The 24,478-nt window shown below is 68.2% G+C and carries 27 protein-coding genes and 1 pseudogene; 8 read left to right on the forward strand and 20 right to left on the reverse strand.

Annotation, left to right across the window (positions count from 1 at the left end):
* Positions 1-6 precede the first annotated feature (6 nt).
* The 18 genes from B072_RS0141000 to B072_RS47215 all read right to left on the reverse strand — a co-directional run bounded on the left by B072_RS0141000 (position 7) and on the right by B072_RS47215 (position 15,028).
* Positions 7-219 (reverse strand): hypothetical protein, encoded by a 213-nt coding sequence (locus tag B072_RS0141000; protein WP_018535818.1) that lies wholly within the window; start codon positions 217-219, stop codon positions 7-9.
* Complete coding sequence (locus B072_RS0141005; RefSeq protein WP_018535819.1) at positions 219-2,696, reverse strand: phage portal protein; 2,478 nt, start codon at positions 2,694-2,696, stop codon at positions 219-221. Before B072_RS0141005 ends, B072_RS0141000 begins: the two co-directional genes overlap by 1 nt.
* Entirely contained in the window at positions 2,696-3,034 is a 339-nt protein-coding gene (locus B072_RS0141010; protein WP_158689310.1) for a hypothetical protein, read from the reverse strand. Before B072_RS0141010 ends, B072_RS0141005 begins: the two co-directional genes overlap by 1 nt.
* Positions 3,035-3,088: 54 nt before the next feature.
* A complete protein-coding gene (locus B072_RS49550) occupies positions 3,089-3,625 on the reverse strand; it encodes a hypothetical protein (protein WP_234019027.1) in 537 nt (178 codons plus the stop codon).
* A gap of 87 nt (positions 3,626-3,712) precedes the next feature.
* Positions 3,713-4,312 carry a DUF5753 domain-containing protein gene (locus B072_RS45205; RefSeq protein WP_051127408.1) on the reverse strand — a complete coding sequence of 200 codons (600 nt, stop codon included), beginning with the start codon at positions 4,310-4,312 and terminating at the stop codon, positions 3,713-3,715.
* 68 nt (positions 4,313-4,380) lie between these two features.
* A complete protein-coding gene (locus B072_RS0141025) occupies positions 4,381-6,276 on the reverse strand; it encodes an ATP-binding cassette domain-containing protein (RefSeq protein ID WP_086020464.1) in 1,896 nt (631 codons plus the stop codon).
* Between the two features lie 311 nt (positions 6,277-6,587).
* Positions 6,588-7,811, reverse strand: coding sequence for a methyltransferase, FxLD system (fxlM, locus tag B072_RS0141030; protein WP_018535824.1), 1,224 nt, complete (start codon positions 7,809-7,811; stop codon positions 6,588-6,590).
* Positions 7,812-7,957: 146 nt separating this feature from the next.
* Positions 7,958-8,404, reverse strand: coding sequence for an NUDIX hydrolase (locus B072_RS0141035; protein WP_018535825.1), 447 nt, complete (start codon positions 8,402-8,404; stop codon positions 7,958-7,960).
* On the reverse strand, positions 8,401-9,048 hold the full coding sequence (gene tmk / locus B072_RS0141040; protein WP_018535826.1) for a dTMP kinase: 648 nt from the start codon (positions 9,046-9,048) through the stop codon (positions 8,401-8,403). The genes B072_RS0141035 and tmk overlap by 4 nt, the downstream gene beginning before the upstream one ends.
* Positions 9,045-10,586, reverse strand: coding sequence for a B12-binding domain-containing radical SAM protein (locus B072_RS0141045; RefSeq protein WP_018535827.1), 1,542 nt, complete (start codon positions 10,584-10,586; stop codon positions 9,045-9,047). Before B072_RS0141045 ends, tmk begins: the two co-directional genes overlap by 4 nt.
* Positions 10,574-11,401, reverse strand: a complete 828-nt coding sequence (locus B072_RS0141050; protein ID WP_018535828.1) for a hypothetical protein — start codon at positions 11,399-11,401, stop codon at positions 10,574-10,576. The genes B072_RS0141045 and B072_RS0141050 overlap by 13 nt, the downstream gene beginning before the upstream one ends.
* A gap of 81 nt (positions 11,402-11,482) precedes the next feature.
* Entirely contained in the window at positions 11,483-12,127 is a 645-nt protein-coding gene (locus tag B072_RS0141055) for a hypothetical protein (RefSeq protein ID WP_018535829.1), read from the reverse strand.
* On the reverse strand, positions 12,124-12,690 hold the full coding sequence (locus B072_RS0141060; RefSeq protein WP_018535830.1) for a hypothetical protein: 567 nt from the start codon (positions 12,688-12,690) through the stop codon (positions 12,124-12,126). Before B072_RS0141060 ends, B072_RS0141055 begins: the two co-directional genes overlap by 4 nt.
* A gap of 363 nt (positions 12,691-13,053) precedes the next feature.
* A complete protein-coding gene (locus tag B072_RS0141065; RefSeq protein WP_018535831.1) occupies positions 13,054-13,524 on the reverse strand; it encodes a hypothetical protein in 471 nt (156 codons plus the stop codon).
* A gap of 10 nt (positions 13,525-13,534) precedes the next feature.
* Positions 13,535-13,690 carry a hypothetical protein gene (locus tag B072_RS48510; protein WP_018535832.1) on the reverse strand — a complete coding sequence of 52 codons (156 nt, stop codon included), beginning with the start codon at positions 13,688-13,690 and terminating at the stop codon, positions 13,535-13,537.
* 163 nt (positions 13,691-13,853) lie between these two features.
* A complete protein-coding gene (locus tag B072_RS45210; protein ID WP_018535833.1) occupies positions 13,854-14,237 on the reverse strand; it encodes a DUF6415 family natural product biosynthesis protein in 384 nt (127 codons plus the stop codon).
* A complete protein-coding gene (locus tag B072_RS0141080) occupies positions 14,237-14,431 on the reverse strand; it encodes a DUF5999 family protein (RefSeq protein ID WP_026246865.1) in 195 nt (64 codons plus the stop codon). Before B072_RS0141080 ends, B072_RS45210 begins: the two co-directional genes overlap by 1 nt.
* A 60-nt stretch (positions 14,432-14,491) precedes the next feature.
* Positions 14,492-15,028 carry an ATP-binding protein gene (locus tag B072_RS47215; RefSeq protein ID WP_078506778.1) on the reverse strand — a complete coding sequence of 179 codons (537 nt, stop codon included), beginning with the start codon at positions 15,026-15,028 and terminating at the stop codon, positions 14,492-14,494.
* A 208-nt stretch (positions 15,029-15,236) separates the two neighbouring features.
* Between B072_RS47215 and B072_RS45220 the strand changes: the two genes are divergently transcribed.
* Positions 15,237-16,514 carry a hypothetical protein gene (locus B072_RS45220; protein WP_026246866.1) on the forward strand — a complete coding sequence of 426 codons (1,278 nt, stop codon included), beginning with the start codon at positions 15,237-15,239 and terminating at the stop codon, positions 16,512-16,514.
* Entirely contained in the window at positions 16,511-17,053 is a 543-nt protein-coding gene (locus tag B072_RS0141095) for a GNAT family N-acetyltransferase (RefSeq protein ID WP_018535838.1), read from the forward strand. The genes B072_RS45220 and B072_RS0141095 overlap by 4 nt, the downstream gene beginning before the upstream one ends.
* Before the next feature lie 193 nt (positions 17,054-17,246).
* On the opposite strand, the gene B072_RS0141100 is transcribed toward B072_RS0141095, so the two are convergent.
* The gene (locus tag B072_RS0141100; RefSeq protein WP_018535839.1) at positions 17,247-18,212 is read right to left on the reverse strand and encodes a helix-turn-helix transcriptional regulator; all 966 of its coding nucleotides are present in this window, start codon (positions 18,210-18,212) and stop codon (positions 17,247-17,249) included.
* Positions 18,213-18,304: 92 nt separating this feature from the next.
* Here B072_RS0141100 and B072_RS0141105 point away from each other — a divergent pair, with 92 nt between their 5' ends.
* The 6 genes and pseudogenes from B072_RS0141105 (at position 18,305) to B072_RS0141125 (ending at position 23,558) form a co-directional block, all read left to right on the forward strand.
* Positions 18,305-18,670 carry a VOC family protein gene (locus B072_RS0141105; RefSeq protein ID WP_018535840.1) on the forward strand — a complete coding sequence of 122 codons (366 nt, stop codon included), beginning with the start codon at positions 18,305-18,307 and terminating at the stop codon, positions 18,668-18,670.
* Positions 18,671-18,741: 71 nt separating this feature from the next.
* Positions 18,742-19,747, forward strand: a pseudogene (locus B072_RS47220) (IS481 family transposase).
* Between the two features lie 238 nt (positions 19,748-19,985).
* Positions 19,986-21,977 (forward strand): FtsK/SpoIIIE domain-containing protein, encoded by a 1,992-nt coding sequence (locus tag B072_RS0141110; protein WP_018535841.1) that lies wholly within the window; start codon positions 19,986-19,988, stop codon positions 21,975-21,977.
* On the forward strand, positions 21,967-22,293 hold the full coding sequence (locus B072_RS0141115; protein ID WP_158689312.1) for a hypothetical protein: 327 nt from the start codon (positions 21,967-21,969) through the stop codon (positions 22,291-22,293). The genes B072_RS0141110 and B072_RS0141115 overlap by 11 nt, the downstream gene beginning before the upstream one ends.
* Before the next feature lie 262 nt (positions 22,294-22,555).
* On the forward strand, positions 22,556-22,996 hold the full coding sequence (locus B072_RS0141120) for a hypothetical protein (RefSeq protein ID WP_018535843.1): 441 nt from the start codon (positions 22,556-22,558) through the stop codon (positions 22,994-22,996).
* A gap of 145 nt (positions 22,997-23,141) precedes the next feature.
* Entirely contained in the window at positions 23,142-23,558 is a 417-nt protein-coding gene (locus B072_RS0141125) for a hypothetical protein (RefSeq protein WP_018535844.1), read from the forward strand.
* Positions 23,559-23,650: 92 nt separating this feature from the next.
* Here the strand turns inward: B072_RS0141125 and B072_RS48515 are convergent, their stop codons facing one another.
* Positions 23,651-24,316 carry a hypothetical protein gene (locus B072_RS48515; RefSeq protein ID WP_158689313.1) on the reverse strand — a complete coding sequence of 222 codons (666 nt, stop codon included), beginning with the start codon at positions 24,314-24,316 and terminating at the stop codon, positions 23,651-23,653.
* Between the last annotated feature and the right edge of the window lie 162 nt (positions 24,317-24,478).

A 24,478-nucleotide genomic window follows, 5' to 3' on the forward strand; every position in this document is an offset into this window, starting at 1 on the left:
GTGCGGTCACATGGTCTCGGTGAGGATGTGGATCAAGAACCATGCGCTGAACCCCGACCAGCCGACGGCGAACACGGCGCGGCCCGCCTTCGAGGTGCGGGTGTGGAACAGGCGCCGGAAGTTCTCCGACAGGGTGTCTCCCTCACGCCGGTTGACGAGCGCGATCGTCTCGAACGCGCCGAACAAGCAGGACCAGACGATCCAGATGGCAGCCCACATCAGGGGTTCTCCAGGGCGGTGAGGCCGGTGCGGTAGTGCAGTCGGCAGCGGCAGTTGATGGTGAGGTCGATCGGGGCGAACGGGTCGCCGGGGTAGCGCAGACTGGCCCCGCCGACGGTGTAGGGCGCACCGGCGGGCAGCGTCTGGCCGTTCAGGGCCTTGTGCGCGGGCCGTACGCGGTCGTCTCCGCGGGTGATCCAGGTGCGGACGACTGCGGGCCCGGCGTCCTCCGCGGCTGTCTCTGCGGCGCCGTTGATGGTCGCGACGGCGCACGTCTCGGCCATCCGCTCCACCAGGCGGGGCCCCTCGGTGCGGTAGAAGAACTCCACGGCGTTCTCAAGGGTGCTGAGGACCGGTGAGCCGTGCTGCACATCGAGTAGGTGCCCGGCCAGGTCATTCAGCAGCGCGGTCATGGCTTCGCCTGCGTGCCACGAGATGACGTGCGCGGCGAGAACGGCCGTGGCCGGGGGGACGGCGTCTGCGCCGGTGAGGGACTGGCGCACCTTGCGGGCGGTCGCCATGGCGGCCTGGTGAAGGATCGGGGCCAGGGTCTGGTGGGTCTCCTCGGCCCAACGGGCGGAGGAGACCACGCGGTCCGGATCGAGGTCGGCGTCGACGTGCCGGGTGTCGTCGTCGTTCTCGGGCGTCCAGTACCGCGTGTTCTTGCGGATCTTCGGGGCGCGGAGCCGGGCGAGGATGACTCCCTCCTGCCGCGCGAGGAGCGCGGTCAGAACTGCGGCCACGGCCATGGACAGGCCGTCAAAGTCGTCGTCGGTGACCTCGTAGCCGTCGCCCTGGTCTGCCGGGTGGGCCTTGCGTTCCACGCGGGCGGCCTCCACGTCTGCGGCCGCGTTGCCCGGGCCGGGCACGCTGGTGGGGGTGGTGCGCGCGGCGGCGACGTCGTCAGCGGCGTCGCCGGGCAGGGTGAGCGGCATGTTGGCGCGCGCCTGGTCGACGACGGCGGCCGCGCTGTCCCCGCCCGGGCCGACCGCGGCCTCCGGTGCGGTACCGCGCGCGGCTGCCACGTCGGCGGCCGCGCTGGCGCTCTGGTCCTGGCCGCGGGCTGCGGCGACGTCTGCGGCCGCGGTGCCCGGCTGCTCGCCTCCGGCCGGGGCGAGGGCGGGCGGCTGCCCTCCAGGGGCGCCGGGCATGGCGCCCGCGGAGGGGTCCTGGGCGACGCCGAGCGCGGCCGCGTCCTGCTCGTTGGCGGGTACGGGCGCCTTCTGCGGGCTGATCCACAGTGCGCGCGTGTGGGGGACGTCGAACGGGTCCCGTCCGGCGATCTCCCGGTACTCGTCCACGGTGATCAGTCCGGCGTTCCACTCCTCGCGGGCCTCTTGGCGGCGCTGGCGGCGCGGGAACTCCAGGGCCTCGACGCCGGAGGTGTTGAACCGCAGCTTCCATCCGTCGTCGAGGTCCAGGTCGAACGAGGTCGCGATGAGGGACAGGTGCGGCAGCATGGTGTGGGACCAGAAGTTCCACTCTTCGCGGTCGGCGTTCGCGTACGTCCGCTCGCTCGCGTTGCCGACGATGCTCTCCGGGACGCCGAACGCCGAGAGGATCTCGTCCTTTGCGGTCTTCGACAGCGTCTCGTAGTTCATGTCGCGCGGCCGCGTGCTGGTGTCGACGTAGTTGAGTCCGCCGGGCCCGCTGCCGACCACGACGGTTTCACCAGCCTGCGCGGCGCCGGGTGCCAGGCGCTGCTGAATGCGGTCAATCTCGCGCTGGTCGAGTCCGTCGACGTCGATGCCAACGATCCCGGAGGGCCGCGCGTCGTTGTCTATGAAAGCGATGTTGTACGTGCGCGCCTTGACGTCCAGGTCGACGGAGAGGCCGGCAGCTTCCAGCGGGGTCACGCCACAGAACGGGTCGGTGGGGTGCGGGTCGCGGATCCAGATGACGCGGCTCGGGTCGAGCTCGCGGACTCGTCCGTCGTACGTGGTGAACTCGAAGTGAGAGACGTAGTCGCCGTGCGGGTCCGGGATCGGCTGGACCCGGTCGGGCGGCAGCAGGTCGAGGCGGGTGATGGTGCCCGCACGGGTGCGGGTGATCTCGACGAACGCACCCTTCTTCGACAGCAGGAGCTGCGCGGCGAGCCGCTTCTTGAAGACGCTGGCGCGCTCGAGAGGGTTCGACTTCACGTTGAGGACGTGCAGCAGTGGGTGGTCGGTGAGAGTCTCCGCGAACTGGCGGGAGTCGCCGCCGCGGCCGATCTCGATGTCGAGTGCGGCGGGGTGCTTGGAGATCGCCTCAACGGCCTTGAACGTCCAGACCGACCGCTCGTATCCCTCCTGAATGACGCGGTCCAGATCCCAGCCTGCGGCCCGGTTCTCGGTGCCCCACACGGTGGTGGTGCCCGCGTAGCTCATGGAGACGTACGAGTTGCCGATCGCCCCGGCGGACTTCTCCTCCACGGGCGGGGTGACGGACGGCGGCACGAACAGGCGGCGCAGCCCCGGGAAGAGTTGGCGGGGCATCAGGCTCCCTCACTGGCCAGCCATATGCCCGTCACCGCGATGGCCGTGCCGATTTCGGCCCAACCAAGGAGCGGGAAGTACATGAAGGTGAGGGCGACGGCGGAGGCGTTGGCGACCGCGGTGCTGGCCAGGGACAGGAGGAGCGGCCCGCGGTTTTTGGGTGGCCCCACCAGGCGGTAGGAGACGAGCGTTCCCGCCGCGGCCGCGGTGACGCCGAGTACGAGGTGGACGGCGCCCAGGACGACGAGCACGACGAGGACGCCGACGGTCGTCAGCAGGAGTCCGGCGATCTCACGGGCGATGCGTCGAGGCGAGGGTGTCTCAGGCGGTGTGCTCACGGCGCGCACGATGGGTGCGCGGCCCGCTTAGTGTCGCGTCCTCGCGGGTGGGGGCTACCGGGGGCGGCTGACGCCGGACATGTAGGCGCCGATTCCGCGCCGCTGGATCGTGCCGCCGGGGATGATGCGCGAGTTCGGGGGCGGGGTCGGGCCGGGCTTGCGCTTGGCCCGCTTGGTCTGGTCGCCGCCGATGAGGTGGGTGTTGTCGACCTTCGCGGCGCAGTCGTCGCCGCGTACCTCGTCGTAGGGGCGGCGGCATCCCTTGCAGTAGACCTCCAGGGCGTCCACGCGCTGCCCGGCGGTCGTCTTGAAGGAGCCCCGGAAGTCGGCGATGGACGCGATGCGAGGCTCGACCTGGATCTCGGCGGCGACGACCCACGTGTGGGACAGGTCCGGCTTCGGCTCGGCCTCGGTGGCCGGCTCGGACTCGTCCGGAGCATTGGGCAGGGGCGGCGACGGCGGCTGCTCCGCCGTCGCCTCTGCTTCCTCCACCTTCACTGAGGGCTTGGGCACGGCGCACGACTGGAAGAGGGACTCCTGCCAGAAAGCGTGGCCCTCCGCCGATGCGATAGAAGCCAAAGCGGTCGTCACCCGAATCCTCCATGCCTGCCTGGTGGCGGGGGTTGACGCAAGATCAACCCCCTGTCACAGCACGGAACGCGGATGGGTGGCTTTCTGTTACAACTCGTCTAGCTCGGCCTGAACCAAGGCCCGCGCTTCCTCTCCGTAGAGCGCATCGCGCTTGAGCACTGCGAAAGCTCTGCTGTAGATCGCGACTTGCTCGTCATCAGTGATCGTTGGTGTGTCTCCGTAGTTCTCGATCTCGACGCGTGCGCCGTCGAAGAGGCTGAACGAGTTGCCGGGGTAGATGCCGAGCTGGGCTCGCTCGGGAATCACGCCCAGCGTGAGCCCTGGGAGGCCGAACGAGTGCAGAATGCGTGCGAGTTGCCCGCGCATGGTTTGGACCCCGCCGACGTTACGGCGCAGCGCGGACTCGCCGAGCAGTACGTGATAGGTGCGACCGTCCTGGCCGATGAGTTCCGCCCGAGCTGTCCGGGCGGCAACTCCGGCTTCGATGTCATCGGGAAAGCCGTGGAAGTCGACGACGAGCTTCAGCATGGCGCGTACGTAGTCTGGCGTCTGCAGATTGCCCCAGACGATGTTCTGGCAGTAGTGCTGGGAGTCCGTTGTGCTGCGAACGAGGTCGAGGAAGGCTTCTTGAGTGGGGCCCATTCCTTCTCTGTGGAGTTCGGACCAGGCTTTCGTGGGCTTCGGCATCGGTGCTTCCTTTCACCTTCAGGCGGAGATCAGGAGCGGTTGGGTGTGGTGAGTGCCGCGGGTCCGGATCAGCGGTCTTGGGCCAAGGCGACGAGTTCGGCGAACAGCCCGTCTGCAGTGACCAGGTCCTCGTAGCGCCCCTGCTCGATGACCTGGCCCTTGTCCATGACGAGAATTCGGTCGGCGAGTTGGGTGTTCTCCAGCTGATGCGTCACCACGATCGTGATGCGGTCGGCAGCATCGCGTTTGATCCGCTCGAAAATCTGGTGCTCACCCCGGGCGTCCATCTGAGACGTCGGCTCATCCAGGATGAGCAGTTCAGGGCACCTGTAGATCGCACGAGAGCACGCCAAACGCTGCCACTGCCCGCCGGAGAGTTCGACACCGCCGAAGACTTCGCGGGCGAGCAGCGTTTCGATGTCGTCGGGCAACGCCTCGACTGCCTCACGCATACCGACGGCGTCGATGGCCTCCCAGATGGGAGCGTCGTTGCGGGTGCGGGGCTGCCCGAGCGTGACGTTTTCACGGACCCGCAAGGGCCACTGGGCGAAGAGTTGCGGCACGAGCCCGGTCCGGGCCCAGACCGTTTCCTGGTTGAGGGTGGCGAGGTCTGCGCCGTTCCACAGCACGCGTCCCTTGTCCGCGAGATAGATACCGGTGATCAGCCGCAGGAGTGTGGACTTGCCGCTGCCGTTCTCGCCGACGATGGCCAGGATCTCCCCGCGGCGCAGCGAGAGGGTGACCCCGTCCACGGCCGGGCGGTCCTTGCCCGGGTACTGGTACACGACGTCATCGACGCGGACCTCCTCCACGGTTTCCGCTGCATTCAACTCGCCTCGCTGTGGGGCCCGTTGGGCGGCGTCGTCGAGGAAGGTCTGCATGTCGGTGAGGTAGAGGCTGGTGTGGAACAAGGCTGCCCCGTTGATGACCACTTGGGAGAGCGCGGCCAGCGTGGTCTGGACGGCGACGACTGCGGTCGCGGCAATGGCGAGTTCGATCCGCCCGGTGATGGCCAGCCAGGCGAGGGCGGCCCAGGTCAGGAGCAGGAAGAGGCCGCCGACCGCTGCGGACAGCAGGGTGATGCGCAAAGTCCGTGGGGCGACGGCCAGGAGGCGTCCGTCGATCCGTTCGGACAGGGAGCGGTACCAGAACAGCAGGTAGCCGGTCATGCCATTGGCGCGGACCTCGTCGCCGTGCTTGGGCGTGGTGGCCCACCAGCGCATCATGTGCCGGACGTTGCGGTCCGAGACATTCGCGTAGTGCATCTCGTAGTCGACGCGGGCGGTGAGCACGGCACCAACTCCTGCCGGCAGGACAGCGAGCACGAGCAGCGGCACCATCGCCCAGTGCAGCACGGAGAGGATTCCGCTCGCCGCCACCATCCTGATCAGCGCGGCCATGAACCGCTGCGCGTCACTCACCATCACGTGCGTGCGGACCACGCCCATCTCCGCGGCTTCCTGCCGGTCCGCGAAGCCGTCCTCGGCATAGGCCGCAGACTCCACACGGCACACGGCCTCGACCAGCGCGGAGTCGGCGTATGTCGTCAGCAGCGGCGTGAGCCTGCGGTCTCCGTACGAGGCGACCGCGCTGGACAGTCGCCCGAGTGCCGCGGCGCCGGCCACGACGAGCAGTGCGGGGAGTGCCTGATGGATGCGGTCGGACACTGCGCCGGTGCCGAGGATCGGCCGCATCGCCCGGGCCGTCGCGGCCAGGCCCACTGCTGCGGCGGCGCCTGTCACGATCTGGCACGCCAGGAGGAGGAGCACGGCTGTGCGATCGAGCTGCCACGCCATGCGGCAGATGCGGCGCAGCACGGATGGGAGTCGGGCGCACATGTGCAGGAACGACACGTCGCCCAGAGGGTTGATGGAATATTCGCCGCTGTAGCGGATCTCCGCAGGTGGCGGAGGTGGTGGCTGCTCCTCGTTCGTGGTCGAGGCGTCAGTCAAAGTCACCTGCATCCCTCCGTGGGGGGTCGGTGCCGAACCTGGATGGCTCGGCAGTGCACGGCATAACGACGCGCTGTGGGATTCGAACGCGCTCGATTCCGGACGTGCTGGAAGCCTTGAGATGTACGGGGTCGAACACGTAGATGCGGCGTTGAGGCCGTCCCTGAGGGCGTTGGGTTGGCCGAATCGCCGATGCCCGCTACGCCTGTGACGCATGGGGTTCTCGGGCGACTGTGGACCTTCAACTGGGCAGCCTGAAAGCCGAGTTGCTCCTTGCGGCAACGGACCAGCGGGATGCTTATGGCTATCGCGGAATTGCGGGCTCAGCCATTGCGCGCCCAGTCGACGACAAGACGGCTGTAGGGCTTGTCGATGGCGAAGCCAGAGTCGCCGGTCAAGTGCTTGCGGGCGTCACCGACGGCCATGCGGAATTCCGGGTCGGGCACGTTGTTGCCCCCGCTGGCCTCCCATTCGCGGATCTCGCTGGCGACCTGCTCGGCCAGGCCCGCACCGGCCGGGCCGTGGCCGACGACGCCGATCTCCCAGAAGTGGCCCTCGGCGTCGTCGTCCTCTCGGATCGTCAGGTACGCGAGGGAGCCGCCGTCGAGTGCGGCCATGGAGCCCCAGCCGAAGTGCGGCGCGAAGCCGGGGCGTTGGCCTGGCAGCCGGGACAGCCCATTGGGCAACGTGCACGCCAGGTAGAGGTAGATCCACTCCCACGCGAACGCGCCGCGGAACTTCACCCCGGTGTCGAGCCTGGTCCGCTTCTGGTCGAAGACCGTGGCCAGGGCCTCGCGGTCGACGTCCTGCTCGCTGAACGTCTCCAGACGCACGTTGCCCTCACCGGCCATCGGCACGACGGTGTAGACGTCGTTGCAGACGCCCTTGCGCAGCGGTACGAACGTTGACATCTCGCAGGAGACGGTCTTCCAGGTGTCGCCATCGCGTTCGAAGGCAAAGGAACGGGAGATGCTGCCGCGGATGCGCATGGGCAGGATTAGACGTCCGCCAGGGGCGAGTTGATCGAGGATCTTCACCGGGACGTCCCCGGCGCCGACGGTGAACTGGATGCGGTCGAAGGGGGCGCGCTCAGGAAGGCCGAGGGCCCCGTCGCCGAGGAGAGCTGTCACGTTCGATGCCCCGACGTTGGATAGGTGCTTGGTCGCGCCATCGACCAAGTCCTGGTCGACGTCCAGGGTCCACACGCGGCCACCGGGCGCAACGAGGGTGCCCAGGAGGCTGGCGTTGTAGCCGGTGGCAGCCCCGGCCTCTAAGACCGTGAGGCCCGGCTGTAGACCAAGCTGTTCGAGCTGGATGGCGACTACCGCGGGCGCGGAGATGCAGGAGATCATCTCGCCGTGCTCGTTGTACTTGGTGTGAACGGCGTCCTCCTTGTACGCCTGGCGCACGTCGAACCCGGGAAGGAACTCGTGACGCGGCATGGAACGGAACGCATCGATGACGCCCGGGGTGCGCAGGTGCCCGGCATCGATGAGTCGCTGCACGAGAGCGTTGCGCAGTTCAGTGGGGTCGGCGAACGTGGTCAACGTGTTCTCCGTTCGAGTAATGGTGGGGTCTGTCCGGTTCCCGGTTAACGAAGGCCGCTGCGAGGCCGCGTGACGGGTCGCGCCCCGAGAAGTGCCTCAAGATCGATCTTGCGCGACTATGCAAAACCGATCTTGAGGGTGAGCTGTTACGCCCAGTTGTGCTCTGCGAGCGGGCCTGTGCCATCCAGGTAGCCGCGTAGCCCTGCCTCTGGATACTCGATGATGTCGTCAGGCAGTTCGTGCACGGTGAACCACTCAAGTGCCTGGCACTTGGCAGGCTCCCGGTTGACGGGGTCGCCCGTCCAGTCGGTGGCCTCGAAGAAAAAGCCGATGCGGGTCATCTCGTCGTCCTGCCGGTGGTGGACGATCTGAACGAGTTCCAGGTGGGCAGGGAGGACCGTCAGGCCGGTCTCCTCGTACAGCTCGCGGGCGGCGCCGACGGTGAACTTCTCGCCCTTGTCGAGCTTCCCGGAGGGCATGTGCCAGCGCCCCCTTCCGTACGGGCCGCCGCGCTGCGAGAGAAGAATCTTGTCACCGTCGCGGACGATCACGTGCGTGTCGATGACCGGGTGTGCCAGTTCGTCGTTACTCATGATTCCCGGGGGGTTGGGAGGGCTTGTGAGGGCACCGACGGTAGCCGCCGATGCAGGATTGCTTCAGCGATTCGGCCTGCGACCGCCGAAGGGGTGATGGCTGAGGAGTTGACGCGCAGTACGTCGACGCCGCGCTGCTCCAGGAGTTCCGCGGCCTGTGCGTACAGCTCCACTTCCTGGTCTGGCCCTTTGGGGTCTCCGCGGAAGCGGTGGGTGATGCCGGCCGCCGCGATGCGCTCGGCGATCGTGTCCGGGCTCGCGGTGAGGATGACCGCCAAATCGGGGTTCGGGGCGTGCTGGTTCAGGGCGAGCAGGAAGTCCAGCGGCACGCCGTCGAGACGCTGCAGGACGAGTGTTGAGGCGATGTACCGGTCGGATATGAGGAGGCGGCCGTCCTCCATCGCCGCGGTGATGACGGTGTCGATGTGCTCGTAGCGGGCGGCCGCGACCAGGCAGGCCAGGGAGAGCCCGTGGAGCGTGCCCGCGTTCTGCCGGGTGAAGGCGCCCAGGGTCGTCCTGGGCGGCTCCGTCGTCAGCAGCACGTCCCGGCCCTGGTCTTCCAGGAGGCGCCGCAGCGCGTTGATCGTCGTGGACTTCCCGACGCCGCTGGGGCCGTCGACGGTGACGAAGAACCCGCGCGTCACGCGGCGGCCTCCGCGGTCGGCTGGTTCCGCTGGTGCTGCTCGCGGGTGAGCATGGCGAGCGTGGAGCGGATGTCACCGAGGGGCACCCCGCCGAACTGGATGCCGACGGAGAAGTTGAACTCGTCGCGCTGCCGCATCGACTCGTCGGCGCCGTCCGCGGTGAGGTCGACGTCGCCGTACGCGAGGAGAGTGTCGGGGTCGTGGCCGGCGGCGGTGAGCGTCTCCCATACGGGGGTGCCGGGGTATGGCCGGAACTCGAACACGGACGCCCGCAGATCGCCCGGGTTCCGGTCGGCGATGTCCCACAGGTTCCGGATGTGCTGCACCGTCGCGTCCAGGTCTTCGCGGGTCTCGCCGGGGAATCCGAGGATGAAGTACCCCTTCACGCCGATGCCGTGGCGCATGAGGCGGTGGGCGACGCGTTCGGTCATCTCGGCGGTGATCCGCTTGTCCATCGCATCGAGGATGCTGTCGCTGCCGGACTCGATGCCGAGTGCGACCTCGCGCAGTCCGTTGCCGACCAGGACGTCCAGGTCGCTGTCGGAGAGGCGGTCCAGCACGTTGATGCGGCCGGTGGCATCCCACACGTAGCGCTCACCGATCCGCTGCTCGGCGAAGGCCCGCATGTGCTCGTGGATGACGTCGCGGACGCCGAGGAACAGATCGTCGACGAACCGGAAGCAGGTAACGCCGTACTCGTCGTGCAGCTCGTCCAGCTCTCCGATGATGTTCTGGGGGCTGCGGACGCGGATCTTGACGTCCTTGTTGGCGCTCCACGCGGCGCCGCAGAAGGTGCAGTTGTAGGGGCAGCCGCGGCTTCCGACGATGTTGGCCTCCATGTGCCCGTCGCGGGCCGCGGTCGTCAGCCAGTCACCGCCCCGGGACTGCGCGATGCGCCGGTCGGTCGGGGTCGGGGCGGCCCGGTAGGGGTCCTGGGGCAGGAACGCCCGGTTCACGTACGGGAGGGCGTTGATGTCGGGGCCGAGGAGGCGAGCCGACTCCTTGGGGTCTCCGCGGCCCAGATTGTGGGTGCCGAGGAGCGGGTCGCGCCACAGGATGTTGGGCAGGTCCGCGCGCCGCCGCTCGTCCTTGAGGAGTTCAGCGACGCGCAGTTCGCCCTCGCCGAGGACCAGGGCGCGCAGGCTGCGCATCCGCGGGTCCTTGAGGATCCGGTCGGGCATGGCCTTGGCGTGGTGTCCGCCGACCATCAGCGCGATGCCGGGGTCCAGGTGCTCGGCGATGCGGGCCGACATCTCGTAGGTGGGGGCAAGGAGGTTCATCGCCGCCCACCGGGGGCCGATCTCGTTGACGATCTCGGCTGTCTGCTTGATGCCCAGGCCGTGGGCTTCGGCGTCGAGTACGCCGACGTTGAAGCCGCAGCGCTGGGCGTAGGTCGCGATGTACGCCATGCCGAGGACGGGGAGGGTGTAGTCGTTGGTGCGTGGCCTCAGCCCGTAGTCGCGCAGCGGCGCGTTGACGAACAGGGCGTCAAGGCGGCCGCTCGTGTCGGCGCCTGAGATGAGTCCTAAGTGCCGCATGGGTCCTCCAGATCAGCGCGGGCGTGTGAGCCCCAGGTGAGGGTGGAGAGCGTCAGGGTGTGCAGGGCGGTGCGATCGGCACCGGCCCAGCCGGTCCACAGAGGCCCGAAGCCTTTGTCCTTCTTGTCGGGCCACGGGTAGGCGGTCGCGATCTGGGCGGCCCAGGTGCGCACGGCCAGATCGTCGTGGGGGTAGATCGCGAAGTCGCCGGTGTAGTCACACGCGGCGGCGGCCGCGGTCCACGGGCCGATGCGGGGAATGCTCACGAGGGCTTCGACCAGGTCGGCAGCGTCCATATGCTGCCACTGCCGGTAGTGCCCTGCGTAGAGCGAAGCGGCGGCCTGCAGTGCGGAGCGGTGGAACTTCGCGCCGATGTCCTCGAACTGATCGTCACTCAGCTCCAGGACCTGCTCGTGGGTGGGGGCGACGGTGAGTGTGCCGTGCGGGCCCTCGACCGTGGTGCCGTACTGCTCGCACCACTTCCGGTAGAGCTTGCGGGCCTGGTCGGCGCGCACGACCTGGCGCAGGATCGCGGTCGTGATCGCGTCCCACAGCCACGGGTTCGCCAGACGCCGGGTGACACCAAGTGCGGTCAGCCCGTCCCGCAGGGCGGACGGCGCCTTGGCGGGGAGCGCGGCCGGGTCGGTGGCCACGAACTCGGGCTTCTCGTCTTCAGCTCCGTGCACGCACTTCGTGTGCAGGCCGTCGCGGTCCAGGGTGACGACCCACACGCCGGATCCGGCGCGCACGGCCCGCGCGCGCCCGTTTTCCGTTTCGTGCCACGCCGGGTGATCGGTCGTCAGGATGGTGCTCATGTGGTGCTCCTCGTGTGGTGCCAGTGGTGCTGCGTAGCCTCTCGCGTCACGGCCCTGCCGCGCCGGGGACTACGGCGAAGATCAGTCGATGAGGGAGCGCTCGGAGAGGTAGGTGCGCATCGCGTGGTACTCGTCCAACGTTGCCGAGCGGGAGTCGACGGGCCCCGCGCCCGGGCCTTCGGCCGTGGGCCAGGATGAGACCGGCGGCATCAGTTCCTCGACCGCGTGGGAGGTCTCCTTGCAGCGGGGGCCGCGCATGAACAGGGTGACGGTGTCGGGCTTCATCACGGCTTGGTGCACCATCGAGTGGCCCAGCGTGTACGTGCTTCCGGGGCGTTCCACCGTGACGATGGCGGGTTCGACGTCGTCCCCGCCGAATGGTCCCTCCCACCCGTTCGTGCGACGCCGTACGACGTGCACGTAGCCGCCGCGCAGGATGCGGGTGGCGAACGTGTAACAGTGGTCGTGCGGTACGAGCTGGTTGTCCTCGCGTGGGTTCAGGTTGAGGCGGATCTCGAAGCCGTGCGCCTCGTACAGGGAGAGCCGGTTCAGCAGGACCGTGACACGGCTCGCCGCTATCCGCGCGGGGTCGTCCGGGATCGCGTCGACGAGCTTGGTCAGCAGCCCGCGGTCTTTGCTCAGGCGGTCCAGGACGACGCGAGCCACGCGCTGTACGTCGCGGACGTCGCTGCGGTCCTCGGCCAGGAAGTCGTCTAGCCAGGTCATCGTGCGGCCTCCACAAGGCTTCGGGCTCGGGCCACGTAGACGGCCTGATCGTCTTGGAGGAGGCGTTGAGCAGTGTTCGGCTCGGGGCTGCGCATCACGAGGACCTGGGCGGTGTCGCGCAGGCTCCGCAGCGAGCACAGCGTGTCTACGTGAGCCGCGAGGACGTCCCCGGGGCCCAGGAGTCGGGCGTACTGAGGTCGGCCGGCGGGGACGTCGTCCTCCGACGCGTACATCTCGAACTCCGCTGTGCCCGACAGAGTGAGCAGCGCGGACGCGGACGTGATAGGCCACATCTGCCGGGTGCTGCTGTACGACACCCGCAGGTACTGGCCCACGACGTCGGGGAGCGGGAGGTAGGCATACCCGCTGTGGAGGAATGCGGGACCGTCCACGCAGGAGCGCCCGTCCAGCCACGTCGACAGAAACCGGGCAAGCGGGCGCACCCAGCTGTCGGCCGCGTCCAGGTCGATGTCGGGGACTTCGCTCGGTTCTCGGGTCTGGGACAGCAGTTGGTGCACCAGGTCGGGCAGCGGCACGGCGCCCAGGAACGCAGGACTGCTCATCGTTTCCTCCAGGTCGATCCGGTCCAGGCCCGGCGCGGGGCTTGGGGGAAACCTCCGCGCCGGGGGTTGTGCCTGTCCGATGGCCAAGGCCCGTTCGGCGCCGGGCCACCGGACAGAATCAGGGGGTGGCTGCGGTCAGCGCTTCCACGGTGGTGCGTCTCAGCTCGCGCACGGCTTCGTGGGCGACGATGAAGGGGAGGTGGGGGAGCCGTAGCGGACCAGCGTGTTCGTCTGGGGCGCGCCGCCGGTGTCCGGGCGGGTCCAGGTCGCGCGCGGCCGCGTCCTTATATGAGACGCCTGCCGCCGTGAGCTGCAGGTCCGCCGGGAGGGTTCTCTCCCCAGGCCACACGGTGACGTACGGAGCTACTGGGCGTCCCATGGCGATCCCCCGGGTTGTGGTTGCAGGAAGGCAATGAAGGCGCAACGGCTGTGCAGCCAGTGCAAGTACGACTCGTACGTTTCGTCGGTGCTGGGCATGGCCGCGCGTCCGACCGCGAGAACGCCGGTGGCAAAGCCCGCTCCGGCATGCCGGCACGCGAGGTTGAACTGTGGGCGAATCGGCAGCGGACCGTTCACGGGCGTGTCGGTGAAGCGATCCCGGTGGACCGTCCAGCCGCGGTCACGGGCGTGCCGTCCAAGGAGTTCGTGTGTGGCATCCACGTCGACTCCGGGGCTGGCGAGGACGTATGTCGTCACCGTGACGGCCCGCCCGGGCTTCAACGCGGCGATGGCATCCCCGTAGAAGCTGTGGCGCAGAGCGTTCAGGCGGGCGTCGGTGGTCGGCCGGAACCGGGCCTGTGGGGGTTTCCACCAGAGGCCCTGCTGCTCCGCCACGGGGGCGGGTTCAAGCCTCATGGCGGCCCCGGGGCATCTGCGTGAAGCGCCGGTTCTCTTCGGCCTGGAGGCGTGCCATGGGAGCCGCATTGGTCGCGCGGCGCTGAGCCCGCAGCAGAGCGGCGATGATCACACCGAGGGCTGCGAGGAGAACCAGCTTCACCATGGGGCGGGACTCACTTCGGGAGAAGACCGAGCTGTTCGGCCAGCGCGGCGTGGGAGGTCGGCTTGTGGCGGAGGGGGGGACCCGGCACGAGGGTGTTGCGACTGACCGCGGGGGATGGGTGAAGTCGGTTCCCCGCGCCGGGGGTTGGTGGAGGGAGTTCGCATCAGTCGTCTCCCATTTCGTCGAGGAGCGCGCTGATCGCGACGGCAAAGCGACGGGCGTATGACAGTGCGCCGTCGGGGTCGGGGCGCTCCTCATGCAGCAATTTCAGGCGGGCGATCTGGGCGGTGGGGTAGACGGTCGTCCGGTAGGGAGCGGTGTGGACGAGCTGCCGGGCCGCGCTGCGGAACCTGTTGCCGATCTGCTGCAACTGTTCGGGGGCGAAGTTCTCGGCCGCGTCGAGGACGTCGTTCAGTGCGTCGTAGACGGAGTCGCTCAGGCCGTCCTCGGCGAGGGAGCGGGCGAGCGCGTTGATGATGCGGTGTAACTCGCCCTCGCGCTGGGGCAGCGGTTCGCGGGTCGGCCGCGCGGCGGTGGCTGTGGTCATCAGCTCGCGGCCTGCGTGGGGAGCGGGCGGCGCGGGGCGATGGACGTGCCGTTGAGCAACAGCCCGGTGTCCTCGAAGGTCAGCACCTTGTTGCACAAGAGGCTCCATCCCTGTTCGGGGTGGTGCGCAACGATCTGCGCGAACTCCCGGTCGGGGTCCTCGGCCGCGGGGCACGGCGGGAAGTGCCGGCACATGATGCTCGTCCTCTCGGTGTACGTGCTGGACAGGGCAGGGGTGGCCACGCGTGCCCGCCGCTACGCGGGGTGTTCGTCGTTGATGGGCACGCAGACCCACGCGGTCGTGCCGTCCTCGCAGTAGTCCCACTCGCCCCGCAGCTCGGTTACGAGTTGGTCCACGAGGAACAGTCCTCGCCCCGACTCGGCCAGGGGCGCGGCCTGCGTGGGCTGGGGGGTGGGGGCTGTGGTTCCGTTGCCGATCTCGATGCGGATCACGCCCGGCTGCGGCGACCAGTTCAGGTACTCCAGGGATGCGCTGTTGCCGTACCGGAGCGCGTTCGTGAGGAGTTCGGAGACCACCACGAGCGTCGACTCCACGCGACCCTCCGGCATCCGGCACATCTGCCGCAGCCAGGCCCTCGCTACCTTGCGCACCCGTCGCACGTATTGGGGGGCCGGGTCCACGGACATCGCCACAGGAGTCGGGCGGACCACCGGCAGCTCATCGGCCAGAAGACACCGAACGGGGGCTGACGCCACGCGATTCCGCTGGCTCCCGAGACCGGCCAGACCCGCGATGCTCATGGTGACGGCTCTGCCAGGGGAGGGGTGCATGTGGGGTGCTCCTGCTCGTCCGGATGCCCGTATGGATCGGCGTCAGTGGCTGATGGTCCAGCCTGCTGTCCGGCGCCGTGCACATTAGGTAACTCCTCTTCAGCTACGCGTGGTTAGGGGGCCGTAGGCAGTTTTGCGACGTGGCCCATAGGAGCTTTTGACTATCCCTTTGCGTGACGGTGTGTGCTCGTAGGTCTACCGTGCGGTCATGAACACCACGCGCAACGAGGCGCTTGAGGCGTGGATGAAGGGTGAGGGGTACAGCTCCAACAGCCTCGCCAGGGAGGTGAATTCGGGCATGGAGCGCCTTACTGGCAAGCTGGGGAAGTGCGACGGCCGTCAGGTCCGGGAGTGGCGTTCGGGACGCGCTCGCTGGCCCAGCGCGGCGACGCGGAGGGTGCTGGAAGAACTCTCTGGGCGGACGGCTGTGGAATTAGGGTTCGTGCCACGGAGCCGGGCCGCGTCCATGGCAGCTCCACCGCAGGAGGATCCCATGCACCGCCGCACCCTTGTCGCCGGCACGGTCTCGGCGGTCGTGGCTGCCGCCGCCCCAGGTACCGCCTCGACGCGCAGAATCGGGATGACGGACGTCACGCGCCTTCAGGAGAAGTTCGCCGCCGTGGTCGCCAGCGACCACCAACACGGCGGACAGCTCGACATCGAGCAGCGCGCTATCCGCCTCGCCAATCAGGCCCTGAACCTCCAGAACGCGGGCAGTGCCACTCAGCGCGTACGCAGCACTCTCTACGCCACCGCCGCCTCCTTCCGCTCCTCAGCGATGTGGGCAGCGATCGACGGGCGCCGCTTCCAAGACGCCATTGCGCACATGCAAGAGGCGCAGACGCTCGCTGAACTCTCCGGCGATCAGGCCATCAAGTTCCGTATCTGGAGCCACGCGGGCAGCCTCTACCGGCACATGGGACGCTCAGCCGACGCTCGTGCGGCCAACGACGTCGCCCGCAACCTCCACATCACGCGCCGCGACCCGATGTTCGCTTCGCTCGGCCTGGCCCGCCAAATGGCCATCCAGGGCGTTGCCCACGAGCGTGGCGGTTTGCCGCGCGTCTTCGACCATGCCCAAACCGCCATGGCGCGCGCCGACCGGGACGCCTTCCGGCCCGTCTGGCTGCACGCCTTCTATGACGAGGCCGAACTGCACTCGCTTGCTCTGACCGCGTATCTTGCGGCCGGTGATTGGCCCACCGCTGAGTATCACGCCCACCAATGCCTGCGCGTCTTGCGGCCGCACATGAAGCGCTCCCGTGCCATCGCGACCAGTCGCCTTGCCCAGGCGCAACTGGCTCAGGGAGATGTCGACACCGCGACCCATACCGCGATGAAGGTCTCGGCCGAAGCCGCTACCCAACACGCCCGGGTATCGCGCATGCTGCAAGAGTTCACCGCAGCCCTGCGGGCCACCGCGCCGGGCAGCGAGAGCGTACGAACTTGGACCGAGCAGACCGCCGCCTGGAGGGCCACAGCATGACCTCGGCACCCGCCATCGAACTCAGGTCGTTCACCGAGCTGGACGTCGCCCGCGGCGACCTGCTCGACGTGTACGCCGAAGTCCGGGCACCCTTGTTGCACCTTGCGAACTACTCGATCTCCTCCTTCGGGGAGCGGCTGGACCGACACGGCTCCGAAGCCGGGTTCCTCGCGGTGCTCGCCTATGAAGACGGCCATCCGGTGGGATACGCCTACGGCAATGAAATCGAAGACGGGGATCGCTACTGGCAGCGCACCGACCCCGCGCCCAGCGAGGAGTACACGGGTCGCCCCGCTGTGGCGCTGAAGGAGATCGGGGTGCGCCCGGGATGGCGCGGGACGGGAGTAGCGCGTCGGATCCATGATGCGTTCCTCGCTGACCGGACCGAGCCGTACGTGACGCTCATGGTCAACGAGGCGGCTGGGGACGGGAAGGTGCACGCCCTGTACCGCTCGTGGGGGTACGAGGACATTGGGCACAGCCAACCCTCACCGGCTTCCCCCCGCCTCACGGTGATGATCCGTTCAACGCGTGGCTGATTCCGGTGCACGCACCATGCCGCCGAAGCATCCGCGGTGCTGCGGCTGGTCATCGGCGTTCGCTTCGTAGTCGAAGCCGAGCTGCGGTCGATTGGGTCGCCCCCTACACCGAAAGGGGCCAGAACCAGTGATCGTCGACGGGGAGGCGGCGTAGCCCAGGGGATTGCGTACACGTACAACTAGATGTTGCGGGTCAGGACGTTGGTGACGGCGCATAGTGGCGGGCGAGGTCGGTGGCGAGGCCGCCGAGGTGAGCTCTGGCTTCGGCGGGGCCGTGAACAGTGATGGTGCTCCCGAACGGCAACAGTGAACGCACGTCCTCCAGGTGCGGGAAGCGGATCCTCACTCTGTGGCCCGTGGTGGATTCCTCATGGTTGTCTTGGACGAGTCGTTGGCCGAGGATCCGTCGCGCTCGCTCGATCTGAGTCTGGTCGATGGTGGCGCTGACCTCTATCGCATGGTGGTGTTCCCACTGGTCAACAAGTGCTGCAGCGACGGTGGTCAGGGTCTGGTTTTCGCGGATCCGTCGTGGCTGGTCGGCTTCTTTCCACGTGGTGATCCGTTCGAGTCGGTACATCCGTGGCACTCGGGCACAGTCGGCGACGAGGTACCAGATGCCGGCCTTGGCGAGCAGCCCGTAGGGATCCACGACCTGGTCGCGTGGGCATGACTCGCGTGGGCTGTCGTACTCGATCCGTAGCCGGCGACCGCGCCGCACCGGGCCGATCAGCGAAGCCGGAGTCGTGCCGGAAGTACGGGCCTGGAGCCAGGGGCGGCTGTCCACGTGCACTACCTCGGTGAGCGGCAGGAGCTCATCAATTCGGCGTGGCTGTGCAGCGGCGATCTTGGAGAGCGCGCGCCGGCTTTCGACCGATGCGTCAAGGTCCTCGCGTTGCTTCTCGTCCAGCCCGGCGAGCGAGAGATGATCACGCTCGCCCGGTGTGAGTCGTGTGAGGTCGAGCCCGGACCCGGGCAGCATGGTCACGCCTCCAAGGCGGCCCCGTTGCGCGGTCACCGGCAGACCGGCGTCCCGGAGCCAGTTCAGATCCCGGTTGATGGTTCGAAGGGACACCCCGAGCGCCGAGGCAAGTTCCTGTGTGGTCACGGCATCCCTCGATGCGAGGAGCAGCATCAGGGAGAAGAAGCGGTCTGGGGTCACGCACCAATTTTTTCAGGAATTGCGACAGGGGACGGCGCATATCCCGGTGAGGCTGGTGGGTGCGTACCTACGACCTGTGAGAAGGGACAGCCATGACCACATCCGTCGTGTCCATCGTCTATGTGAACGATGCTCCCGCCGCAGCGCGCTTCTACGGCGACCTCCTCGGCATGAGCCCTTCATTCGAGACCCGGAGATACATCACCTTCGACCTCGGGCCAGGCGCTGACCTCGCTTTGTGGTCCGGCCGGTTCGACGATCTGTCAGCGGACGTCCCGCGCACCAGTGAGGTTTGTCTGGCCAGTAACGATGGGCCCGACGAGATCAATGCGATCTTCAAGCAGTGGCAGTCCAAGGGCGTCACGATCCTGCAGGAGCCACATGATGCGGGGTTCGGGCTGACCTTCCTCGCAGCCGATCCGGACGGGAACCGAATCCGTGTCGCACCGCGTGGCTGAAAGGCCGCAAGGCGGCAGGCGCGCACGATAGGTGTCGCGCCTGCCGTCGTCCGACTTCGAGAGGACGACGAGTGCCCCACGCGAATGCGCCCCTGAGCGTCGAGGGCCGTAGACGGCTCGTGAAGCGGTGCCAGACACGTCCCATCGCCCACGTCGCCGCTGAGATGGGCATCTCTCGCGCATGCGCCAGCAAGTGGGTAAACCGCTGGCGGCTACAGGGTGATGCGGGATTGCAAGACCGGCCGTCGAGTCCGCACCGGAGTCCGAACGCGACTCCAGCATGGGTCATCGAGCAGATCGAGTCCTGGCGCCGCGAGTTCAAGTGGTCCGCACAACGGATCACCAACGAACTTGTCAGCATCGAGTTCGTGATCAACCCGCGAACTGTGAGCCGACACCTGACCCGGCTCGGCCTCGGCAAACGCCGCTTCATCGACCCAGGCGGTGAGAACAACCGGAAACCGGGGAAGATCACTGCCCGCTGGCCTGGACACATGGTGCACCTAAGATGTGAAGAAGATCGGCCGGATCCCTGATGGCGGCGGGTGACGGATCCACGGACGGGCCAGCGATCAAGCCAAGGTCGCTAATCGGGCGAAGTCCGCCGGGGCAAAGCGTGGCTACGTCTACCTGCACTCCGCCGTCGATGGTTTCTCACGGCTCGCCTACACAGAACCGCTGGGCGACGAGAAGGGCGCGACGGCTGCTGCTTTCCTCGCCCGGGCGAAGGTCTGGTTCGCAGCCCACGGCATCAACCACATCCACCGCGTCGTCACCGACAACGGCGCTTGCTACCGCTCCGTCGACTTCGCCCGCATCGTCGGGCAAGGCACCCGGCATCAGAGAACCAAGCCCTACACACCTCGGCACAACGGGAAGGTGGAGCGCTACCAGCGCATCATGGCCGAGGAAGTCCTCTACGCCCGCGAGTTCACCAGCGAGGACGCTCGGTCAGCCGCGATCGGAGTGTGGAACATCCACTACAACTACCACCGTCCACATAGTGCTGCCGCTGGAAAGCCGCCAGCAGCCCGCCTCCGCGAGAGCGTCACCAACGTCGAGCCCTCATACAACTAGGTCGGCCACTGCCGCCGGGCCCACCTTCGAGGGGCGGCCCGGCGTACAGTGATCGTCTAACCGAATACGGGCCTTGGGCCCACCAGTTGACCGGCGGAGAGCGACCGCCGGAGACCTGAACCGAAAGGGACCCGCGATGTTCGCGTACTCCATTTCCGTTGCCTTCTGCAGGTGACGTGACGTGCCCCGGCCCGGGGCTTTCCCATCTCGTCACGTCACCACATGCGGAAGGCACTCCATGAACGACATACGACAGCAGCGCGCCATCACGGTGGCGCGGCGTGCCGGCAGTGCCCTCGCGGGCGCGGCGGGCGCCGTGTGCCGCTTCTGCGGGCGCCTGCGCTACGAACTCATCCCCGCCGCGGCGACGTCCGGCATGACGGTCCTGTCGTGGTGGCACCACGCCACGGGCCTGGGCCTGACCGATCACGCCGGGTACGGCGCGGCGACGGTCGCGACGGGCGCCCTGTGCTGGAAGGGGCTGCAGCACAAGAGCAACGCGGTGGCCCTGGCCGGGCTCGGCGGTGCGGTGGTGTCCGTCGACACGTGGCTGGGGGCCGCGCTCGGCCCGTCGCTGCCGTCGATGATGGCGAGCGGCGCCACGATGATCGGCGCGTACTGGGCGTACGGGCCGTGGCTGGTGAAGACCCGTCACGACCGCATGAACCTGCAGATCAAGGCCGCGAAGGCGGGCGCCCTGCCGAACTCCGTGGGCCTCAACATCGCGACGCCCGGCGTCACCGGCGACACCACCGAGGAGACCGCGCTGCGTCGCGCCCTGGTCGCGCTCGGAACGCCCGCGCAGGACGTCTCCCGGATCGTGTTCACCGACACCGGATGGCACTGCATGGTGACGCTGCCGCCCGGCAAGAACACGTCGGCCGCGCAGGTCATCGCCAAGCAGAAGCAGCTCGCGGCGAACCTCGACCTGCCGGGCACGCTGCGGCTGCGCGTCGGTGAGCGAGAGAACCAGCTCCTGGTGCAGATGCAGGTCCGCGATCCGCTCGCCGCGACGATCCCGTGGGCGGGCCCGTCGATGACGTCGTGCGCGGACTGGCTGCCGGTCGGTCTGTCGCCGGACGGCACCCCGTTCGGGTTCCACCCGCTCTACAACCACGTGTTGGTGGCGGGGGCGACGGACAACGGCAAATCCGGCGTGCTGAACGTCGTCCTGGGCAACCTGGTTGCCTGCAAGGACGCCGAGGTCCTCCTCGTCGACATGAAGCCCGGCGCGGTCGAGCTTGGCCCGTGGGAGCCGTGCGCGCTCGCCCTGGCCGACACGGTGGACAAGGCCGAGGCCCTGTTCGCGATGGTCCGTCAGGAGATCAAGGAGCGCGGCGAGCAGATGTCCCGGTGGCGCCGGGAGACCGGCGTCCCGGTGCGGAAGTGGGACCCGGCCAAGCACGGCCGTCCGGCCTGGTTCGTCGTCATCGACGAGCTGGCCGAGTTGATGCGCCGCGCCCCGCACCTGGCACAGGAGCTTGAGTCCCTCAAGCAGCTCGCCCGGTTCGTGGCAATCACCTTCATCGAGGCGACGCAGTCCCCGTCCTCGAAGGTGTTCGGCGACAGCACGGACGCCCGGCAGCAGTACCAGGTCCGCATCGGCCTGGGCGTGACCGAGTCGACCGCCACGAACCTCATCATGGGCCCAGGCGCGCACGGTGAGGGCTGGCGCCTGGACCAGTTGAACCTGCCGGGGAAGCTGATGATCGCCTCCCGCGACAAGGCCCACCAGGCGCCGTTGGAGCGCCGCGCGTACTACCCGACGGACGAGGACATCGCCGCGACGATCGCCGAGTACGGGGGTGTCAGCAGTCTCGGGGATCTTCTCGAGCCCGCGGGGCCCCCGCAGGGCCCGAACGGCGGAGGCACGGGCGGCGGAACGCCCGTACCGGTGCCCACGGCACCCGTGGAGCGGCCGCGGCTGCGCGCGGTGCCCACGTACCCCGACGGAGCGCGTATTCCGGACAACCGGCTCGCGCTGTGGCAGGCGCTGCAGCAGGCCGGATCCGACGGGATGACGCTGCAGGAGGTCGTCGCGCTGGGCCTGCCCAAGCTGGGCCACCGCACCTCGGTGCAGGGCCCCGTCTCGCAGTGGGTCGCGAAGGGCTGGGTCGACGACTCCGGTACGCGCGGCACCGCGAAGGTCTACGTCCTCACTGCCGCTGACCACACCCCCGAGCCCGCCGCTGCGTCGGCCGTTGAGAAGGAGAACGCTCTTGCCCGGTAAGCCCGTGTACCCGACGAACGTGTACCCGTACCCGTACGAGCAGTTGGCCCAGCACCTGCCCGTCGAGCAGTACCAGGCCGGTCTGCCCGCATCGTGCCAGTGCGGCCACGGGCACGGACCGGCGGTGCAGCAGATCATCGTGAAGCAGCCGGACCGGTGGGGCCGCTACCTCGCGATCGGGTTCGCCGCGGCGTCGATCACCGTGATGCTGCTCGTGGGCCTGGTGGTGACGCTGATAGCGGCCGGGGCGTGCGCGCTGTGCGTCGCGTTCGCGGCGCGGATGTTGCGGGGCCTGGTTGGGGGGAAGAAGAAGTAGTCGCCGGCGGCCTGGACGGCAGAAGGCATCACGGTGAGGTGAGGGGCCCGGACGCATCCGGGCCCCTCTGCTGTTGCCCCCGCCCTATTGTCAGGTTGGGGCAGCATCGGCCCTGCGACGGTACGGCACCAGGTCGGTGGTCGTTGCTCCGGGTATGCGAGGCCGGCGGCGTGCGTGCGATCGAGGGCTCCAAGCGCCCTCCCGATCGGGTGATCGCGTGGCATGATCCGCTGCTATGGGGAGATCCACTTGGGGGAGGACCGTGGCGAGCGTACTGATCGCGGCCGCGGTGTTGGGGACGAGTGCGTGCGGCGGGGAGGCCAAGGCGCAGAAGAAGCCGGCCGCGAAGCCGAAGACGATGAGCGTGCAGGCTGCGGCAGAGAAGTACCAGGACGTGGTCGCGTCAAGGGACTGCGACACGATGGAGCCCGGCTCGTGCTGGGGCGAGATGGAGAACTTCCTCAAGAGCGCCCGGCAGCTCCGGAAGTCGATGAACGCCGACAAGTCGGTGGACGGTTCGTTCTACAGCGAGGCGTACACGCTGATCGACACCATGGAGGAGGGGTTCGACGTCGGCGAGGACCTGGGTGGAGCGCAGGAGGGCGAGAGCATCGACGCGGCCGGGGTCCGGTCGAACCGCGACGAGGTGTTCGGTTCAGGCAACGACCTGTCGGAGTGGCTCGACCAGCACCCCACCAAGTAGCCCGAAGTCACCGGCCCCTGCCCCTCGGATCCGTACGGGGCAGGGGCTCTGGGGTCGTGATCGGCAGGACGCGACGGTAGGTACTTGGGTGCCTGATCCTTCCGCGAGCTTGCCCACCAGGGTAGGCACGACGGAAGGATCCCCTTTGACCAACTGGACCCCGAAGCTGACGAACATCAAGGGCAGCGACGGCACCGCCACCGAGGGCTACTACGTGACCGAGGTGAACGGCTCGGTCACGTTCACCGCGCAGATCGTCGCCAAGCACGAGACGACCGCGGCGTCGTCGGCCGGCTTCGGTCTGACCCTGCCGGTACCGGCGAAGACCGGTACCCGGGTCGTGTTCAACCTGGAGCTCGACGGCCGGGACGCCGACCACGGCGTGTGGACCGGCAACGCGGTCATGTGGGCGGGATCCGACGGCAAGAGCGTCGACCGGCTCCGCGCCACCAGCGACTCCAACGGTGCCGCGCTGCTCAACATCGTCCACCTGTACGGCGACGCCGAGGGCGCCACGGACGCGGAGATCATCACCGTGTCGGGCTCGTACATCAAGGCGTAGCCAATTCGATAGCTGAGGGCCGACAGACTCACGTCTGTCGGCCCTCAGCCGTTGCCCACACAGAGACTTGATCGTCGGCAGTGGGGTGTGGGTCACGGCTTGGCCCAGGACGTGACCTTCATGCTGATGAAGCGGGAATTGTGGTTGCCCAGGTCGGTGTTCGTGACTTCGATGAGCGCGACACGATCATCGGTGATGACACACAAGGTCTGTCCGACGAAGACATCGAAGAGGCTTATGTCGAAGCTGTATCGAGTGGATTTGAGGCAGCCGTCGCGTGTGGTTTCGCCGGCGTCGACCAATTTCTCGCCAGAGGCCCAAAGAAGCTCCTGGGTGGTGCTCCAATAGAAGTCGGCGTTCTTGCTGCCCGCCGTCTTGCCGGGGCGGAGTGGGGTTGCATCCAGGTCGAATCCGTAGCCTTCGACGAGGTCGAACTCAGCCGTTCGTGTGGGGCCGGGCTTGGTCGAGGACGAGCCCGAGCCGGACGGGCCATCGCCTGGCGATGGACTTGAGCCAGCGCTCGATTCGTCGTCGGGAGAGGCCGTCACGGTGACGGTGACGACCGTCGGTTCCTTTGAGGTCGGCGACCGCAGAACGGCGGGCAGGCCGAGGAAGCCAACTACGACTCCGAGTACGGCCGCGATTGCTGAGACGGCCGCCGCCACCTCACCAAGCCGCCGTGCCGGGGGGACGTGGGGCGACGGTCTGTCCCCGTCCGGGGGCACCGTAGGCGGATCTGCATCTGGAATGGTGCTCATGGGCCCCCCGTCTTGTCATGCTCACCCTTTCGCTCTACCAATAACGCGGCTTGCCGACTGACGGTTCCCCTGCTCCGCGCCCGCGCCTCTTCAGCACTACAGGCAGCACAAGCATGCCCGTACTAAGTACATACGGCCCGTTCCTGTCCCCCCGTCAGGAAC

Source organism: Streptomyces sp. HmicA12, from assembly GCF_000373565.1.
Classification (GTDB): Bacteria; Actinomycetota; Actinomycetes; order Streptomycetales; family Streptomycetaceae; genus Streptomyces.